The organism is Variovorax sp. PAMC28562, assembly GCF_014303735.1.
Classification (GTDB): domain Bacteria; phylum Pseudomonadota; class Gammaproteobacteria; order Burkholderiales; family Burkholderiaceae_C; genus Variovorax.
In genome coordinates, this window is the sequence record NZ_CP060296.1 from 1,715,485 (window position 1) to 1,732,423 (window position 16,939).

Below are 16,939 nucleotides of genomic sequence, written 5' to 3' on the forward strand. Positions count from 1 at the left end.
AAGGCTCCCGAGGGAGCCTTTTTATCTATTGCGTGAGCAACCGAGCTGCTAGAGCTTAGTAACCGCCGCGGCTTCCGCCGCCGCCGCCACCACCGTAGCCGCCGCCGCCACCGCTGCGGCCACCGCCGCCGCCGCCACCACCGTAGCCGCCACCGCCACCACCGGCGCCGCCGCCGCCGTATCCACCGCCGCCGCCGCTACGGCCGCCACCACCACCGAAACCGCCGCCAGCTGGGCGGGGTTCCATCGGACGGGCTTCGTTCACGGTCAGGGCGCGACCGTCGAGCGAATGGCCGTTCATGCCTTCGATGGCTGCCAACGCTTCAGCGTCGGTACCCATTTCGACAAAGCCGAAGCCCTTCGAGCGGCCGGTGTCACGTTCCATCATGACCTTGGCAGATGCGACCGAACCGTACTGGCCGAAGGCCTGCTCGAGGTCGTTGTCACGGATGTTGTAGGACAGATTGCCTACGTAAAGTTTCTTGCCCATGGAGGGACTCCTAATTCAGACCAACAAAACAAAGCGATGGAGTCCCAGAATCACAACAAACAAATGCGCTGTGGCGCGAAACTGACCGATCACCGGATCACGTGCTCACAAAGATAAATTGCTGGCACGTCCATCTATTATCCGCCTGATTTGCAGTTTGGGTACGAAATCGTGTTTTATTGATCGTTCCGGCGTGGCGCCGAGCGATTTCGCAACGGTTTGAGCAGGTCCGAAAGCCCGTTGTGGTCGATTTCATGCATCAGCGCGAGCAGGCGGCCAATTTCTCCCGAGGGAAAACCCTCGCGCGCGAACCATGTGAGGTAGTTGCCGGGCACATCGGCGATCAGTTTGCCTTTATGTTTGCCAAATGGCATTTCCAGCGTGACGAGGCGTTCCAGGTCTTCGGGCTTCATGTGCTTCAGCCGCCGCTGCGTTTCACGCTGCGGCCTTGCTTCACCAGCGCCGTGGTCACGACATCGCGATGATCGCCCTGGATCTCGATGACGCCGTCCTTCACCGTACCGCCGGAGCCGCAGGATGCCTTGAGTTGTTTTGCCAGCAATGCCATCGCATCGGCATCGAGCCCAAGGCCTTTGATCAGCGTCACGCCCTTGCCTTTGCGGCCCTTGGTCTCGTGCGATAGACGCACAATGCCGTCGGTGGGTGGCGCGGGCGCCCTGACTTGGCCGCAGCACACGCACGAAGCGACCGGCTGACGGCAATCGGGGCAGATGCGCCCAGCGTCGGTGGAATAGACCAGCCGGCTGGAGGATGCTCCGGACGTGACGGTGCGCTTGATCATTTCGACGATTTTATTTGTGACGTTTATATTTTTATCAGCACGCTGACCTCATGCCATTTTCTTCACTGGGCTTGATTCCCGCCCTCTTGCGCGCCGCAACCGAGTTGGGCTACGCCACGCCGACCCCGATCCAGTCGGCTGCGATCCCGCCGATTCTGCAGGGCCGCGACGTGCTCGGTTCGGCCCAAACCGGCTCGGGCAAGACGGCCGCATTTTCCTTGCCGATGCTGCAACGCCTGGCAGCCGGGCAGCATCACACGCCGCGCCGTGTCCGTGCGCTGGTACTCGTGCCCACGCGGGAGCTCGCGGCGCAGGTCGGCGAGGCGCTGCGCAGCCTGGCGCAGCATCTGCCCGAGCCGCTGCGCATTGCCATCGCCTTTGGCGGCGTCTCGATCAATCCGCAAATGATGGGCTTGCGCGGCGGCGCCGACATCATGGTCGCTACGCCGGGGCGGCTGCTCGACCTGGTGGCGCACAACGCGCTGAAGCTGGCGTCGGTCGAGACGCTGGTGCTCGACGAAGCCGACCGCCTGTTCGATCTCGGCTTTGCCGAAGAGCTCGGGCGCATCCTGGCGATGCTGCCTGCCGAGCGGCAGAACCTGCTGTTTTCAGCGACTTTTCCTGCCGCGATCCAGGGCCTGGCCGACAGCCTGCTTCGCGACCCAGTGCGAGTCGAAGTGCAAGGCGCGCCCGGCACCGAGCCGGCCATCGTGCAGCGTGCGATCGAGGTCGACGCCAACCGCCGCACCCAGTTGCTGCGGCACCTGATCAAAGAAAGCAAATGGGAGCGCGTGCTGGTGTTCGTCGCGACCCAGCACGCCGCCCAGACGGTGGCAGAAAAGCTCTACAAGAACCACATCTACGCCGTGCCGTTCCACGGTGACATCGCCCAAGGCACGCGTACCGACATCCTGGCGCAGTTCAAGGACAGCCGCTGGGACGTGGTGGTCGCCACCGATCTGGCTGCGCGCGGCCTCGACATCGCCGACTTGCCCGTCGTTATCAATTACGACCTGCCGCGCTCACCGGTCGACTACACGCACCGCATCGGGCGCACCGGCCGCGCAGGGGAAACCGGGGTCGCGATCAGCTTCGTCACGGCGGAGAGCGCGGCGCATTTCAGCTTGATCGAAAAACGGCAAGGCTTGAGCTTGCCGCGAGAGCGTATCGAGGGCTTCGAGCCGACCGAAGCAGCGGTCGCGGTCCTGGAGGCAGTGGCCATCGCTGCGCCAACGTCGAGCACGGGCGGCGTCAAGGGCAAACGGCCGAGCAAGAAGGACAAGCTGCGCGCCGCGGCAGCGCAGGCAGTGGGCGCTCCCGTCGTCGACGTACCGCAAGACTGACGGGCACACCAGGCAGGCGAAAAAAAAGGCATGGGCGCAGTGCCCATGCCTTTTCTCATTTGCAGACCATCACGGTCTGCTGCAGTAGGTGCCGCGCGGGGCGGCACCTACTGCGCGGTCTCGTTCGGTGTCAAACGCCGAGGATCGACACCGACTTAGTCACCAGGTACGACTCCAGCGCCTCCGGGCCGCCTTCCGAGCCGTAGCCCGAATCCTTGACGCCACCGAAAGGCATCTCGGCCGATGGCATGGCAGGCTGGTTGATCCACAACATGCCGAGTTCGAGCCGCTGACCGAGGATGTGCGCCGTCTTGATCGACTTGGTGAAGGCATAGCCAGCCAGGCCGAAGGGCAGGCGGTTGGCTTCGGTGATGGCTTCTTCGAGCGTGTCGAAACCGCGGACCGCTGCGACCGGGCCAAAAGGCTCGTTGTTGAACACGTCGGCGTCGAGCGACACGTTGGTGATGACGGTCGGTGCATAGAAGTTGCCTTCGCCGCTGATGCGTTCACCGCCGGTGGCGATGGTGGCGCCCTTGGCGCGCGCATCGTCCATCACCTTGGCCATGGCCGTGATGCGGCGTGCGTTGGCGAGTGGGCCGAGGGTGGTGCCGGCGGTCAGGCCGTCACCGAGCTTCAGGCTTTCAGCGTGCTTGACCAGTGCCTTCGAGAACTCGTCGACCAGGCTGTTGTGCACCAGAAAGCGGGTCGGCGAAATGCAGACCTGGCCGGCATTGCGGAACTTGGCAGCACCCGCCGCCTTGACCGCGAGCGCGACGTCCGCGTCTTCGGCAACGATCACAGGCGCGTGGCCGCCGAGTTCCATCGTCACGCGCTTCATGTGGGAGCCGGCCAGCGCGGCCAGTTGCTTTCCAACGGGCGTCGAGCCGGTGAAGGTGACCTTGCGGATGATCGGGCTGGCGATCAGGTAGCTGGAGATTTCAGCCGGGTCGCCGAATACCAGGCCGACGGTGCCGGGCGGGATGCCGGCATCGACGAAGCATTGCAGCAGCGCGGCAGGCGATGCCGGCGTTTCTTCCGGCGCCTTCACCAGGAACGAGCAACCGGTGGCCAGAGCCGCGCCGAGCTTGCGCACGATCTGGTTGATCGGGAAGTTCCACGGCGTGAAGGCGGCGACCGGGCCGACCGGCTCCTTGAGCACGAGCTGTTGCGCAGCCAGGTTGCGCGACGGCACGATGCGGCCGTACACGCGGCGACCTTCGTCGGCGAACCATTCGATGATTTCGGCGCCAGCCATCACCTCACCGCGGGCTTCGATCAGCGGCTTGCCTTGCTCTTGCGTGAGCAGGCGCGCGATGGCGTCGGCGCGCTCGCGCAGCAGGCCGGCGGCCTTGCGCATGACGTTGGCGCGCTCGGGAGCCGACGTGTTCTTCCACGCATCGAAACCGCGCTGGGCAGACGCAAGCGCCTGGTCGAGGTCGGCGATGCCGGCGTGCGCGACCTTGCCGATCGGCTTGCCGGTGGCCGGGTTGATCACGTCGATGGTCTTGCCGCTCTTGGCGTCGGTCCATTCGCCATTGATGAGCAGGCGGGTGTCGGTATAGCTGGTTGTCATGAAGGTGCCTTTTCCTGAGGAGGAGTGAGGGTGGGATGAAAGTGGCCGCGCTGAATCTGAAGTTGGCCAAAACGGCGCCAGGCCAAGCGGAGCGACAGCAGCGAGGGCGACAACTTTACCAACGACCGGCGACCGCCTCGTGCGTGGGGTCGCAGCGGGACTGCATCGAGGGTCGGGCGCTCCTCCTACGCGCGGCCGAATGGACGTACTTTCTTTTTGGCTAGAGTGTCGGGAGACACGCAGAAAAAAGGAGCGCACCGTGGCAGACACCGACGACAACTTCGACCCGACAGCCAAGTTGGTTTTCGACCTCAACCTCGCTCTTTACCTCGACCTGGTGGCGGTGCTTGAAAAGGCCGGCGTGGTCACGTACCGGCAGATGGCGGCACGCGTCTTGAATATCAGCATCGACGCGCGCGACGATGGCGATGTGCCGTTGTCCACCGCGCTGGAAGGCATCGCCAAAGGCTTTGCCGGTCAACGCGATGGCTTGTCGATCGGCCTGCTCAAGGCAGCGGGCGATCTGCGCAATGACGAGGCGCTCGGCGACATCCCCCGGCTGCCGGACGACATCTGACACCGACCCGGCCGTCCTTGGCCGATGGGCCGCTCTCGGCTGTCCTGCCGACGTCGCGCGCTCAGCCTCGAAACCGTTTGCGCGTCAGCCCCAGCGCAATCCAGAACGCTGCCACGGCATACACCGCCAGCACCACCGCGTGGCGTACCCAGTCGGCTGGCCACTGGTCCATGAACAGCGGCCGTACCAGTGCCACCGCGTTGGCCAGCGGCAACCAGGCCGCGATGACGCGCACTACGCCAGGCAATTGCTCCAGCGGAAAAAACACGCCGCTCAGGAACATCATCGGCGTCATGAAGAGCGTGAAGTAATAGGTGAAGAAGTCGTAGCCCTTCGCAAGCGCATTGAAGACCAGTGCGATGCTCGAAAACGTGATGCCCGAGGCGATGAGCACCAGCCACGCGACGATGAGCTTGGGGCTGTGGCTGATGCCCAGCGCCAGCATCACGAAGAGGATGGCGGTGACCGTGAAGATCGACTTGAACGCGGCCCACAGCATCTCGGCCAGCACGATGTCGTCGAGCCCCACGGGCGCGTTCATGATGCCGTCCCACGTCTTTTGCACATGCATGCGCGAGAAGGCCGAGTAGAGCGCCTCGAAGCTCGCCGCGTTCATGGCGCTCATGCAGATCGAGCCGCTCGCGAGGAACAGGATGTACGGTACCTTGACGCCATCAACCGCGACCTGGCCGACCAGCGCGCCCATGCCGTAGCCGAAGGCGACGAGCCAGATCAACGGCTCGGCGATGTTGCCGATGAGGCTCGGGATCGCCAGCTTGCGCCACACCAGCAGGTTGCGCAGGAACACCGGCCACCAGCGCATGGAGAGTGCCGGCGGCCGCCAGATCGATGGGGCCGCGGCGTTCGCCGCAATGGTGTTCTTTGCAGTGGTCGTGGTCATGCCTAGCCGTCCTCGCGAATCTGGCGGCCGGTGAGCTTGAGGAACAAGTCTTCGAGGTTGGCCGGCCGGTGAAAGGTGCGCAGCCCGCCTTGCCGGGCGCCCAGCGCCGCCAGCAACGCACGCGCATCCTGCGTGTAGAAAAAAACCGTCTCGCCACTGACCTCGACGCGCGCGGCCATCGCCTTCAGTTCGGGCACCTCGGCCAGCGCGACGGCGCCGTTGCCGTACACCTCGACGACGTCGGGTTCCAGATGTTCGGCGATGAGATCGCGCGGCTTGCCTTCGGCGATCTTGCGGCCATGGTCGAGCACCAAAAGGCGGGAACACAGCCGCTCGGCTTCGTCCATGAAATGCGTCGTCAGCAAGATCGATTTGCCTTGTTGCAACAGAACCTGCAGCCGCTCCCACATCAGGTGGCGCGCTTGCGGGTCGAGCCCGGTCGTGGGCTCGTCGAGCAGCAGCAGCTTGGGATCGTTGACCAGCGCACGCGCCAGCGACAACCGCCGGCGCATGCCGCCGGAGAGTTCACCTGGCTTGGCATCAGCCTTGTGCGAGAGCGCCGCGAACTCGAGCAGCTTGGGCACACGCGGCAAGATCTCGCGTTTGCTGAAGCCGAAGTAGCGGCCGTAGACGACCAGGTTTTCGGCGCAGCTGAAATCAGGGTCGAGCGTGTCGAACTGGGTGACCACGCCGATCTGCGCCTTGATGGCCAGCGCGTCGCGCGGCATCGACAGCCCGAGCGCCTCGATGGTTCCGCTGTCAGGGACAGTGAGGCCGAGGCACATGCGGATGGTCGTGGTCTTGCCGGCGCCGTTCGGCCCGATCACGCCCAGGCATTCGCCGGGCGCGATGTCAAAAGAGAGATCGTCGACGACCGTGTTGCTGCCGTAGCGCTTGCTGAGGTTGCGGGCTTTGAAGAGAGAGTGGGTGGAAGCTGTCACCGACCCATTGTGGGCCCGCGCCGTCACAGCGCGAGGCCGGTGAACTCCGCCTTCATCCAGTCGACAAAGGCCCGCGTGCGTGCAGGCAACAAGCGCGCATGCGGATAGATCACGTGGACCGGCGTAGGCGGCGGCTCGAAGGCATCGAGCACGATCTTGAGGCGGCCTTGCGCAACGTGCGGCAGCACCTGGTAGGAGAAGAACAAGCCGAAGCCCATGCCGACCGCGCACGACTCGATGGCTGGCGCGATGTGGTTGAAGTCCAGGTTGCCTCGCGTCGCGACGGAGAACGGCTTGCCCTGATGCTCGAACCCCCACGGCGCGGTGCTGTTCGGATGCACGCGCACGCAGTTGGCATGTGCCAGTTCGCGCGGGTGCCCGGGCGTCCCGTGGCGCGCCAGATAGTCGGGGCTCGCCACCACCACGTGCCGCACCGTGCCGAGCCGCTGCGCGACCAGAGACGAGTCGGCGAGCGGGCTGATGCGGATGCCGACGTCGACGCCTTCTTCCAGCAGGTTGACCTGGCGATCGTGAAGCAGCACGCTGCAATGCATGGTCTCGTAGCGCGCCAGAAAGCGCGTGATCGCCGGTGCGACGTACATGTGGCCGAAGAGTACGGGCGCGGTCACCGTGAGCCGGCCTGCAGGTTCGCTAGCCTCGGCTGTCAGCGCCAGATCGGCCGCGTCGGCGGCTGCCAGCACATCGCGCGTGCTTTCCAGGTAGCGAACACCTTCTTCGGTCAGCGAGTTGCGCCGCGTGGTGCGATGAAAAAGCCGTACGCCCAGATGCGCTTCGAGTGCGGCCAGCGACCGCACCACCGCAGGCAACGAACTGCCCATGGCATCGGCGGCTTTGGTGAGGCTGCCCTGATCGGCGATCTGCACGAAGGTCTGCATGGCTTTGAGTCGGTCCATGGTGCAGATTAAACCGATTAAACCGAAAAGTGCAGCAGTCAAATGTCCAAATCGCTATTCATGCTTGGGCTGCAAGAGAAAAGAATCGGGTCATTGCATTCATTTGAAAGCCGACCATGTCGAACCCGACCCGCAACAATCCGCCGCCAGCGCAACCCATCAAGCTCTACAGCAACGTCATCTCAGGGCATGTGCACCGCGTGCGGTTGTTCCTGTCGATCCTCGGGCTGCCATTCGACTGCTGCGAGATCGACTTCATGCAGCGCGCGCACCGCACGCCGGAGTTTCTGGCGCTCAACGCCTTCGGCCAAGTGCCGGTCATCGAGGATGGCGATGTCGTGCTGGCCGATTCGAACGCCATCCTGGTCTACCTGAACGAACGTTATGCGCCCGACCCGGCGCGCTGGATGCCGCGCGATGCGCTCGGTGCGGCGCACGTGCAGCGCTGGCTGTCGGTCGCGGCCGGACCGCTGGCGAACGGCCCGGCGGCGGCGCGCGTTCTGGTGGTGTTCAACCGTCCGGCCGATCCGACCGAGACGGTCGCACGCTCGCATGCGCTGCTGCAGGTCATGGAGGCGCAACTGGGCACGGAAGTGTTTCTTGCCGGCGCGACGGCCACGCTGGCCGACCTCGCCAACTACGCTTACGTGGCCTGTGCGCCAGAAGGCAACGTGTCGCTTGAACCGTACCCGCAACTGTGCGCGTGGCTCGAACGTGTTGAGGCGCTGCCGGGTTTCGTGCCCATGCTGCGCACGCCGGTCGGGCTTGCTGCTTCGTCGGCGGCAATGTTGGCCTGACTGCCGTGAACGCAATAACCGACGAAGCTTTTCATCTGGGCGAGCAGGCGCTGCAGGCGCGTGTCGGCTTGCGCGAACGCCTGGCCGAGATCGGCCCGCTCGTGATGCGCGATGCAATGCCGGACCAGCATCGCGCCTTCTTCGCGCAGTTGCCGTTCGTGATGTTCGGCAGCGTCGATGCGAGCGGCCAGCCGTGGGCCAGCGTGCTGGCCGGGCCGCCGGGATTCGCTCACGCCCCGAATACGCGGCATCTGCGCATCGATTCACTGCCAATGAGGGACGACCCTTTGTCCGATGCGTTGAAGGTCGGTGCGCCGATCGGAGTTCTGGGCATCGAGCCTCACACGCGTCGCCGCAATCGCATGAACGGGTGGCTCGATCAAGTCGATGCAGAAGGCTTCGGCATCGCGGTGGGACAGAGCTTCGGCAATTGCCCCAAGTACATCGTGCGGCGGCAAGCCAGCTTCGCGCCTGCTGCTGAGGACGCTGCGGTCGAGTCGTCTGTGCGTACTGCGCACCGCGCATCGACTGCAGCAGTGCGACTCGACGCGCTCGACGACCAAGCGCGTCTGTTGATCGCCAGTGCCGACACTTTTTTCATCGCCACCGCGCATCCCCGTAGCGGCACCGATGACCAGCCATCGCACGGTGTCGACGTGTCGCATCGCGGCGGGCCGTCCGGCTTCGTTCGCATCGACGACCAGGGTGTGCTCACGGTGCCTGATTACAGCGGCAACCGCTTCTTCAACACGTTGGGGAATCTCGCACTGAACCCGCGCGCCGGCCTGCTGTTCATCGACTACGACAGCGGCGATCTGCTGCAGCTCGCCGTCACGGCGGAGATCGTCTGGAGCGGTCCGGAGGTCGATGCGCTCCCGGGCGCAGAGCGGCTCGTTCGGCTGCGTGTCGATCGCATGCTTCGGCGGCCCGCAGCGCTTCCGCTGCGTTGGGTTCAGTCGCTGTAGGGGGCGGGTTGGTGCTGACGTCGACGTAAACGCTTTCGACACTTCGCTGATGAACGAAGTGTCCGATGTGGCGCCGCCGTAGCATCGACCGATGAAATCCGATGCCGCTCCTGATTCGTCCCCGAATGCCGATGTGCGGCTCGCCCGGCTCGCCGGTGCCATCGCCGAGCCGGCGCGCGCCCGGATGCTTTGCTGCCTGATGGACGGACACGCGCGCACTGCGACCGAGCTCGCAGTCGTTGCCGAGGTTGCCGCATCGACGGCCAGCGCGCACCTCGCGCGCTTGAAGGAAGCGCGTCTTGTCGAGTCGCTCGCGCAAGGCCGGCATCGCTACTTCCGGTTGGCCGACGGCGATGTCGCTGCCGCGCTTGAAAGCCTGCTCGTGGTGGCCGGCGCACCGCTCCCGGCCTTCGAGCCCAACACGCCGACGCGTTTGCGCAGCGCCCGCACTTGCTACGACCACATGGCCGGCACCGCAGGCGTCGCGCTGCACGATCGCCTTCATGCGCAAGGCTGGCTGAGCGGTCTGCAAAGCGGCTCATACGACCTCACGACCGATGGCGCCGTCGCGCTTGAAAGCCTGGGCCTCGACGTCGATGCCGCACGACGATCGCGACGACGCTTCGCGTGCCCCTGCCTCGACTGGAGCGAGCGGCGGCCGCATCTCGGTGGCGCCCTGGGCGCGGCGTGCCTACAACTGGCGGTGCGGCGCGTCTGGGTGCGGCAGGCGCTCGATGGCCGTGCGCTCACCGTCACGCCGAAGGCCGAGCGCGAGATGCCGGAACTGTTCGGCCCGAGCACACAACCACTCGCGGTGCGTGCAGCGCCGTCGACCCATGCTCGCCGCTGAGTGGAGCGTGCCGGCCGCGGCGGCCATGGCAGCGGTCGCCGGTGTCTTCGTCGCTGCCGGTGTCGTCAAGGGTGTGATCGGCCTCGGCTTGCCCACCGTGTCGATGGCGCTGCTGGCGCTCTGGATGGCACCGGTCGAGGCTGCGGCTTTGTTGATCGTGCCTTCGCTGGTCACCAACCTCTGGCAGATCCGCCCGTGGTCCTCTGTGCCAGCGATGTGGCGCCGCATCGCTGGCATGCAGGTCGGCGTTTGCGTGGGCACCTGGGCCGGCGCGCTGCTGTTCGGCGCACCGGCGGGCGCGTGGGCGTCGATGCTATTGGGCGTCGCCCTGATGGGCTATGCGGCGTGGGGCTTGCTTGGCCGGAGCTTCGTGATCGGGCCGCGCCACGAGCGCTGGCTCGGGCCGCTGGTCGGGGTCGTCACCGGGCTGGTCACTGCGGTGACGGGCGTCTTCGTGGTACCGGCCGTGGCCTACCTGCAGGCGCTCGGCTTGCAGCGCGATGCGCTGGTGCAGGCGATGGGCATCTCGTTCACCACGTCGACCGTGGCGCTGGCCGTCGCATTGGTCTTCGACATGGGTCACGGCGGCAGCTATTCCGCCATGACACTCGCCCTGTCGGTGGCCATGCTGTTGCCTGCGCTGGTCGGCATGGCGGCGGGGCAATGGTTGCGCGAACGCCTGTCGCCGGCCGTTTTCAAGCGCTGTTTCCTGATCGGCCTCGGCTTGCTCGGCGCTTACATGGCCGCGCGGGCAGCCTATTGAAACCGCGTTGAAACTTTACTGAAACGCCACCTCGGCAAAGCTGCGCAGCTTGCGGCTGTGCAACTTGCTCGACCCTTCGCTGCGCAGGATGTCGATGGCCGCCATGCCGATGCGCAGGTGCTGCTCGACGCGCTCGCGATAGAAATGATTGGCCATGCCCGGCAGCTTGATCTCGCCGTGCAGCGGCTTGTCGCTCACGCACAGCAGCGTGCCGTAGGGCACCCGAAACCTGAAACCGTTGGCGGCGATGGTCGCGCTTTCCATGTCGAGCGCGACGGCGCGGCTCTGGCTGAAGCGGCGCTGCGGCTGGTTGCCGGGCAGCAGTTCCCAGTTGCGGTTGTCGGTGCTGGCGACGGTGCCGGTGCGCATGAACTTCTTCAGATCGGGGCCGCTCACTTTCGTCACCTGTTCGACTGCGCGCTCCAGCGCCAACTGGATTTCGGCCAGCGCTGGAATGGGCACCCACAGCGGCAACTCTTCGTCCAGCACGTGGTCTTCTCGCACGTAGGCGTGGGCCAGCACGTAGTCGCCGAGTTGCTGGCTCGGGCGCAGTCCGGCGCAGTGGCCGAGCATCATCCAGGCATGCGGGCGCAGCACCGCGACGTGGTCGGTGATGGTCTTGGCATTGGCCGGACCGACGCCGATGTTGACCATCGTGATACCGCTTCGGTCTTCACGCACCAGGTGATAGGCCGGCATCTGCGGCAAGCGCGGTGGCGCCGTGCCCTGGCTGCCGTCGAGCAACTCGCGATAGGTCGTGTCGGCGCCAGCGGCCAGACCGCGCCGTCGCGTGATCACGTTGCCCGGCTCGATGAAGGCGACGTACTCGCTCTTCTCGTCGGTCATCGCTTCATGACCCAGCCGCACGAACTCGTCGATGTAGTACTGGTAGTTGGTGAACAGCACGAAGTTCTGGAACCACTCCGGCACCGTGCCCGTGTAGTGGCGCAAGCGGTGCAGCGAGTAGTCCACGCGGGCGCCGGTGAAGAGCGCCAGCGGCTGGGCCTCGCCGGGTTTGGCTTCGAAGGTTCCGTTGGCGATGCCGTCGTCCATCGCGTGCAGGTCGGGCAGGTCGAACACGTCGCGCATCAGCGCGCGGCGGTCGAGGCTCATCGAGACTTCGACGTGGTCGTTGTCGGTGAACGAAAAGTGGATGGGAATCGGCTGCGTGCTGGTGCCGATCTCGAGTTCGACCTGATGGTTCTCAAGCAGCAGGCGGAACTGTTCCAGGTAGTAGCGGTTGAAGAGGTCGGGCCGCGTCAACGTCGTCTCGTAACGCCCCGGACCGGCCACGAAGCCGTAGCTCAGGCCGGCGTTGGCGGGTGGCGTGTTGCGCGAGACGGTGTGCGTGTGCACCCGCACGAACGGGTAGCACGCCCGCACCCGGCCCGGCAGGCTGTCCCCATCGACGAAGCGCTGCATGGCGTCACGCAGATGCTGCAGGCCGCCGTTGTAGATGCTGCGAACCTGTTCGAGTGCTTCGGCGGCATCGGTGAAGCGGGCGGGTGCGATGAAGGCTGGCATGTAGGGCATGCGGACATTGTGCAGCGCCCGAAAGCATTGCGAATCAGCCGGCCACAGGCTCCCGCATCGTCACGAATTCTTCGGCAACGGTCGGATGGATGCCGATGGTGCTGTCGAACAGCGCCTTGGTCGCGCCGGCGCGCATGGCCACGGCGAAGCCCTGCACCACCTCGCCGGCATCGGGGCCGACCAAATGCAGCCCGACCACGCGGTCGCTGGCCTTGTCGACCACCAGCTTCATGAAGGTGCGTTCGGTGCTCGCCGACAAGGTATGGCGCAGGGCGCGGAATTCGGTGCAGAACACGGTGACCTTGCCGAACTTCTCGCGCGCATCGGTCTCCGAATAACCGCAGGTGCCGATGTTCGGATGGGTGAACACCGCCGTCGGGATGAACTCGTAGTCGAGCTTTCTCTGTCGATCGCCGAAAAGCGCATCGACCACGACCATGGCCTCGGCCAGCGCGACCGGCGTGAGCTGCACGCTGCTCGACACATCGCCCACGGCGTAGATCGACGGCACCGATGTCTTGTAGTGCGCGTCGACCGCGATGGCGCCGCGCTCGTCGACGGTTACACCCGCCGCCTCCAGCCCGAGCGCCTGGGTGTTGGGTACACGACCGGTCGCGAAGAGCACCGTATCGACTTCGATGGAGTTCCCACGCGCGAGCATCACGTTCAGCCCGCCCGGGCCCCGCGAAATGGAGTCGATTTCGCTGCTGAGGCGGATGTCGACCCCGGCCTTGCCCATTTCACTTGCGAGAAATTGGCGCACGTCGTCATCGAAGCCGCTCAACAGGTGCGCCCGGCGATGGACTTGCGTGACCTTGGCGCCGAGACCGTTGAAGATCGACGCGAACTCGCATGCGATGTAGCCGCCGCCGACCACCAGCAGGCGCTTGGGAAACGGGTCGAGGTCGAACATGGCGTCGGACGTGACGATGTGCTCGCGGCCGGGCAGTTCGGGCACCCAGGGCGTGCCGCCGGTGGCGATCAGCAGGCGCTTCGCGGTGTAGCGCGTGCCGTCGACATCCACGGTGTGGGCGTCGACCAGTTGCGCCCAGCCGTTCAACAGCGTGACGTTGGCAGTCTTCAGCAACGAGGCATAGACGCCGTTGAGCCGCGTGATCTCTTTTGCGCGCTGCGCCTTCAGGTGCGCCCAGTCGAAGCGCGGCGGCTCCGACAGCGTCCAGCCGAAGCCAGGCGCTTCCGCAAAGGCTTCCGCATAGCCGGCCGCGTAGCTGTAGAGCTTCTTGGGAATGCAACCGACGTTGACGCAGGTGCCGCCGAGTTCGGCCGCCTCGGCCAGCGCAACACGGGCACCGCGTTGCGCGGCCATGCGCGATGCGCGCACGCCGCCGCTGCCGCCGCCGATGACAAATAAATCGAAGTCGTATGTGGGCATGAAAGCCTCCTTGACGACGACTGTAGCCGGCTGTCGATATGCGCTGGTGGCAAGGCCTATTGAACGGCTACCGGCTCGCGCCGCAGTGGATGCGCAAGAAAAAAGCGCAGCATTTCTGCGCTGGCGTCCGCCCCGTTCGGCTGGGTGAAGCTGCCTTGCGAGCTCCCGCCCGACCAGGCGTGGCCGCCGCCGTGCAGGCGCCAGTGTTCGACCGTATTGCGTCCCGGCGCGGCCGCGTAGACGGTGCGCGTAAAGCGTTGGCCTGCCGTCGAACTGCCTTCGGCGATGCGCGGCGTCGACGGATCGGCGCCGACTGCGGCGTCGACCACGGCATCGCCGTTGCGCGGGTTGACAGTGGTGTCGGCATCGCCGTGGAACACGATGAGCGGCGGCATGGAGGCCGTCGTGTTGGAAGAGGTCGAGGAAGCGGCGGCGTGGGGCGTCGCGCCCGCGCCGCTGCGCATGACCGACAGCGCCGCCATCACATCGGTCGCCGCGCCGCTGGGCAGACCGGAGTGCACGCCGACGCCCGCGAAGACATCGGGATAGCAGCGCCCGAGGATGTCCGCCATGGCACCGCCGGCCGACAGCCCCGCGACGTAGACCCGCGCCGGATCGACGTGGTTCTCGGCCATGACCGCTTCGGTCAGCGCGACCAGCAACGCGGGCTCGCCGCGGCCGCGCTGCTGGTGCTGCGGCTTGAACCAGTTCCAGCATCGCTGCGCATTGGCATGCTGCGTCTGCGCCGGGTACAGGACGACGACACCGAGCTCGCGGGCCAACGTGTTCATCTGCGTGCCCGTGGCGAAGTCGGCCGGGTCTTGCGTGCAGCCGTGCAGCATCAGCAACAGCGGTCTCGGCGTGATGGCCGAGCCTGGGGTAGCGGCGGCGCTCGGTGGCACGTACAGCTTGTAGTCAAGGGTGCGGCCTTGGTGGGTAAAGCTGCCGTCGGTCCATTGCTCGGGGAGGGCTTCGGCCTCGGGGGCTGCAACAGCCGGCGTGTCCACCATTCGCGTACAGCCATCGAGCACGACGCTGGTGTTGTCAGGTGGCGTCGTGCGCGCAGCGGCATCGGGCTTTGCCCGATTCGAGGACTCGAACGCCGAAGTTGCTTGTGAAGCACCGGTTTGCGCCGCCTGCGTGGCCCCACGCAACGCCCGCTGGATCGCATCGGTCGCGGCCTGCAACTGCCCGCTGTGGGTCAGCTTCGTCGCTTCGGTCATCAATTTTTGGAAGAGGTTGTTCATGACGTCTTTGGGTCGGGTCTTCGGCTGTTCGGCTGTTCGGATGTTCAAGGTCTAGCGGATGCGGCCGGCGAGCGCGGTCTTGACGGCAGCGCTGGCATGCAGCGCCCCCAGCACGGTGATGGAATCGATGGTGGCCAGTGCGAGCTCCGGCGTCACGTCGAGGCCGATGGCCGCGAGCCCCAGTACGCGGATCTGCAAAGTCTGGCCGGCCGCGCGCACTGCCTCGAGCGCAGCCGCGTCGAACTGCTGCAGCCCGAGCACCAGCATCTTGCGGGCGACCACCTGCTTGAGCGCTTCACCGTGCGCGGTGAGCTGGTTGCGGATGGCGGTTCGGATGAAGTCGGTGCGGTTCGAATAGAAGCCTTCGCTCACCAGCAGATCGATGTGGCCGAGGTCGACGTAGCCGAGGTTGATGGTGATCTTCTCGGAGTCGAGCGGCTTGGCTTTGGCGGGCTGCAACGCGACGGCGGTGGCGGTGGCGGTCTGGTTCATGAAAAGCATCCTACCACCATCCGTACGGATGGTAAGGGGCTGATTCGTAGGCGAATAACTTTAAGTAGGCGCGCGCTGGCAGAATTTCCGGATGACCCAACCATCTGACAAATCCGCGCCTTCGGCCATCGATCCCGCCGAAGGCTACGCCGGCGACATCACGCCGCAAACGGCAGCGCAATGGGTCGCCACCGATGCGGCCGTGCTGATCGACGTGCGCAGCGACGCGGAGCGCGAATGGGTCGGCTACGTGCCCGGCGCGGTGCCGCTGGCATGGAAGCAGTGGCCGGGCATGGCGATGAATGAAGGCTTCGACAGCGCGATGCGTGCAGCGGTGCCGCAAGGCAAGAAGGCCGTGCTGCTGTGCCGCAGCGGCGTGCGCTCCATCCCGGCCGCCAAACGCGTGACGCAACTGGGCATCGAGGCCTACAACATCCTGGAAGGCTTCGAAGGCAACCCCGATGCCGAAGGCCATCGCGGACGCACTGGGGGCTGGCGGTTTCATGGCTTGCCGTGGAAGCAGAACTGAGGCGCCGAGGCTGATAATCCCGCGCATGGCGTTTCTCGCGATCGATATCGGCAATACTCGGCTCAAGTGGGCCCTCTACGACATGGCACGTCCCGGTGCCGTCGCGCTGGCTTCGGGGGCCGAGTTTCTCGATCACATCGAGAAGCTGGCCGACGGCCCGTGGGCCGATCTGCCGATCGCGCCCGTCTCGATGCTCGGCTGCGTGGTAGCCGGCGATGCCGTGCGGCGTCGCGCCGAAGAACAGGTCCACGAGCGCTTCGATTGCTCGCCGCGCTGGGTGGTGTCAAGCGCGGCGGAGGCGGGCATCGTCAACGGCTACGACCATCCGACGCGGCTCGGCGCGGACCGCTGGGTGGCGATGATCGGCGCGCGCCATCGCATGCTGGCGCAACAGCGCGAGCTCGACAAAGGCTCGCGCCCGATGGTGGTCGTGATGATCGGCACCGCGGTCACGGTCGAGGCGATCGACGCTGAAGGCAAGTTCCTCGGCGGCCTCATCTTGCCGGGCCACGGAATCATGCTGCGCGCGCTGGAGTCGGGCACCGCCGGGCTGCATGTGCCGACCGGCGAGGTGCGGGAGTTTCCGACCAACACCAGCGATGCGCTGACCAGTGGTGGCACCTACGCCATCGCAGGTGCGGTCGAGCGCATGGTGCAGCACGTGCGAACGCACTGCGGGGCCGAGCCGGCCTGCTACATCACCGGCGGTGCGGGCTGGAAGATGGCGCCTTCCATGAACGTGAACTTCGAGCTGGTCGAGAGCCTGATCATGGACGGGCTGCTGGTCATCGCCGAAGCGCGCGCCGCCTGAGCGCGGCCTGCCGCGGAA

19 protein-coding genes are annotated in these 16,939 nt (G+C 65.8%); 8 read left to right on the top strand and 11 right to left on the bottom strand.

Annotation, left to right across the window (positions count from 1 at the left end; genetic code table 11):
- Window positions 1-55: 55 nt before the first annotated feature.
- From H7F36_RS08190 to H7F36_RS08200, 3 genes are all read right to left on the bottom strand, one after another.
- Window positions 56-490, bottom strand: coding sequence for an RNA recognition motif domain-containing protein (locus H7F36_RS08190; protein WP_187054202.1), 435 nt, complete (start codon window positions 488-490; stop codon window positions 56-58).
- A 176-nt stretch (window positions 491-666) separates the two neighbouring features.
- Entirely contained in the window at window positions 667-903 is a 237-nt protein-coding gene (locus H7F36_RS08195; RefSeq protein ID WP_187054203.1) for a DUF3820 family protein, read from the bottom strand.
- Between the two features lie 5 nt (window positions 904-908).
- Window positions 909-1,292 (bottom strand): translation initiation factor Sui1, encoded by a 384-nt coding sequence (locus H7F36_RS08200; protein WP_187054204.1) that lies wholly within the window; start codon window positions 1,290-1,292, stop codon window positions 909-911.
- Between the two features lie 50 nt (window positions 1,293-1,342).
- On the opposite strand from H7F36_RS08200, the gene H7F36_RS08205 reads away from it, so the two are divergent.
- Window positions 1,343-2,635 carry a DEAD/DEAH box helicase gene (locus H7F36_RS08205; RefSeq protein ID WP_187054205.1) on the top strand — a complete coding sequence of 431 codons (1,293 nt, stop codon included), beginning with the start codon at window positions 1,343-1,345 and terminating at the stop codon, window positions 2,633-2,635.
- 130 nt (window positions 2,636-2,765) lie between these two features.
- On the opposite strand, the gene H7F36_RS08210 is transcribed toward H7F36_RS08205, so the two are convergent.
- Window positions 2,766-4,208, bottom strand: coding sequence for an NAD-dependent succinate-semialdehyde dehydrogenase (locus tag H7F36_RS08210; RefSeq protein ID WP_187054206.1), 1,443 nt, complete (start codon window positions 4,206-4,208; stop codon window positions 2,766-2,768).
- 259 nt (window positions 4,209-4,467) lie between these two features.
- Here H7F36_RS08210 and H7F36_RS08215 point away from each other — a divergent pair, with 259 nt between their 5' ends.
- On the top strand, window positions 4,468-4,785 hold the full coding sequence (locus H7F36_RS08215) for a hypothetical protein (protein ID WP_187054207.1): 318 nt from the start codon (window positions 4,468-4,470) through the stop codon (window positions 4,783-4,785).
- A gap of 61 nt (window positions 4,786-4,846) precedes the next feature.
- Here H7F36_RS08215 and H7F36_RS08220 read toward each other — a convergent pair whose 3' ends face one another.
- From H7F36_RS08220 to H7F36_RS08230, 3 genes are read right to left on the bottom strand one after another with little or no spacing between them, the layout of a single operon-like run.
- Window positions 4,847-5,686, bottom strand: coding sequence for an ABC transporter permease (locus tag H7F36_RS08220; RefSeq protein ID WP_187054208.1), 840 nt, complete (start codon window positions 5,684-5,686; stop codon window positions 4,847-4,849).
- 2 nt (window positions 5,687-5,688) lie between these two features.
- Window positions 5,689-6,627 carry an ATP-binding cassette domain-containing protein gene (locus H7F36_RS08225; RefSeq protein ID WP_261802535.1) on the bottom strand — a complete coding sequence of 313 codons (939 nt, stop codon included), beginning with the start codon at window positions 6,625-6,627 and terminating at the stop codon, window positions 5,689-5,691.
- Between the two features lie 23 nt (window positions 6,628-6,650).
- Complete coding sequence (locus H7F36_RS08230; RefSeq protein ID WP_187054210.1) at window positions 6,651-7,541, bottom strand: LysR family transcriptional regulator; 891 nt, start codon at window positions 7,539-7,541, stop codon at window positions 6,651-6,653.
- 116 nt (window positions 7,542-7,657) lie between these two features.
- Between H7F36_RS08230 and H7F36_RS08235 the strand changes: the two genes are divergently transcribed.
- The 4 genes from H7F36_RS08235 (at window position 7,658) to H7F36_RS08250 (ending at window position 10,916) form a co-directional block, all read left to right on the top strand.
- Complete coding sequence (locus tag H7F36_RS08235) at window positions 7,658-8,338, top strand: glutathione S-transferase family protein (protein WP_187054211.1); 681 nt, start codon at window positions 7,658-7,660, stop codon at window positions 8,336-8,338.
- Between the two features lie 14 nt (window positions 8,339-8,352).
- On the top strand, window positions 8,353-9,303 hold the full coding sequence (locus H7F36_RS08240; protein ID WP_261802624.1) for a pyridoxamine 5'-phosphate oxidase family protein: 951 nt from the start codon (window positions 8,353-8,355) through the stop codon (window positions 9,301-9,303).
- A 91-nt stretch (window positions 9,304-9,394) separates the two neighbouring features.
- Complete coding sequence (locus tag H7F36_RS08245) at window positions 9,395-10,153, top strand: ArsR/SmtB family transcription factor (protein WP_187054212.1); 759 nt, start codon at window positions 9,395-9,397, stop codon at window positions 10,151-10,153.
- Window positions 10,140-10,916 carry a sulfite exporter TauE/SafE family protein gene (locus H7F36_RS08250; RefSeq protein ID WP_187054213.1) on the top strand — a complete coding sequence of 259 codons (777 nt, stop codon included), beginning with the start codon at window positions 10,140-10,142 and terminating at the stop codon, window positions 10,914-10,916. Before H7F36_RS08245 ends, H7F36_RS08250 begins: the two co-directional genes overlap by 14 nt.
- Window positions 10,917-10,931: 15 nt before the next feature.
- Here the strand turns inward: H7F36_RS08250 and H7F36_RS08255 are convergent, their stop codons facing one another.
- Genes H7F36_RS08255 through H7F36_RS08270 form a run of 4 tightly spaced genes read right to left on the bottom strand, consistent with a single transcriptional unit; the run spans window position 10,932 to window position 15,581 of the window.
- The gene (locus H7F36_RS08255; protein ID WP_187054214.1) at window positions 10,932-12,449 is read right to left on the bottom strand and encodes an AMP nucleosidase; all 1,518 of its coding nucleotides are present in this window, start codon (window positions 12,447-12,449) and stop codon (window positions 10,932-10,934) included.
- Window positions 12,450-12,483: 34 nt separating this feature from the next.
- Window positions 12,484-13,842, bottom strand: a complete 1,359-nt coding sequence (gorA, locus tag H7F36_RS08260) for a glutathione-disulfide reductase (protein ID WP_187054215.1) — start codon at window positions 13,840-13,842, stop codon at window positions 12,484-12,486.
- Window positions 13,843-13,898: 56 nt separating this feature from the next.
- Window positions 13,899-15,089, bottom strand: coding sequence for an alpha/beta hydrolase family esterase (locus tag H7F36_RS08265; RefSeq protein ID WP_187054216.1), 1,191 nt, complete (start codon window positions 15,087-15,089; stop codon window positions 13,899-13,901).
- A gap of 51 nt (window positions 15,090-15,140) precedes the next feature.
- On the bottom strand, window positions 15,141-15,581 hold the full coding sequence (locus H7F36_RS08270; RefSeq protein ID WP_187054217.1) for a CopG family transcriptional regulator: 441 nt from the start codon (window positions 15,579-15,581) through the stop codon (window positions 15,141-15,143).
- Between the two features lie 91 nt (window positions 15,582-15,672).
- On the opposite strand from H7F36_RS08270, the gene H7F36_RS08275 reads away from it, so the two are divergent.
- Both H7F36_RS08275 and H7F36_RS08280 read left to right on the top strand, forming a co-directional pair.
- Complete coding sequence (locus H7F36_RS08275; protein ID WP_187054218.1) at window positions 15,673-16,110, top strand: rhodanese-like domain-containing protein; 438 nt, start codon at window positions 15,673-15,675, stop codon at window positions 16,108-16,110.
- Window positions 16,111-16,135: 25 nt separating this feature from the next.
- A complete protein-coding gene (locus tag H7F36_RS08280; RefSeq protein WP_187054219.1) occupies window positions 16,136-16,921 on the top strand; it encodes a type III pantothenate kinase in 786 nt (261 codons plus the stop codon).
- The last annotated feature ends 18 nt before the right edge of the window (window positions 16,922-16,939 follow it).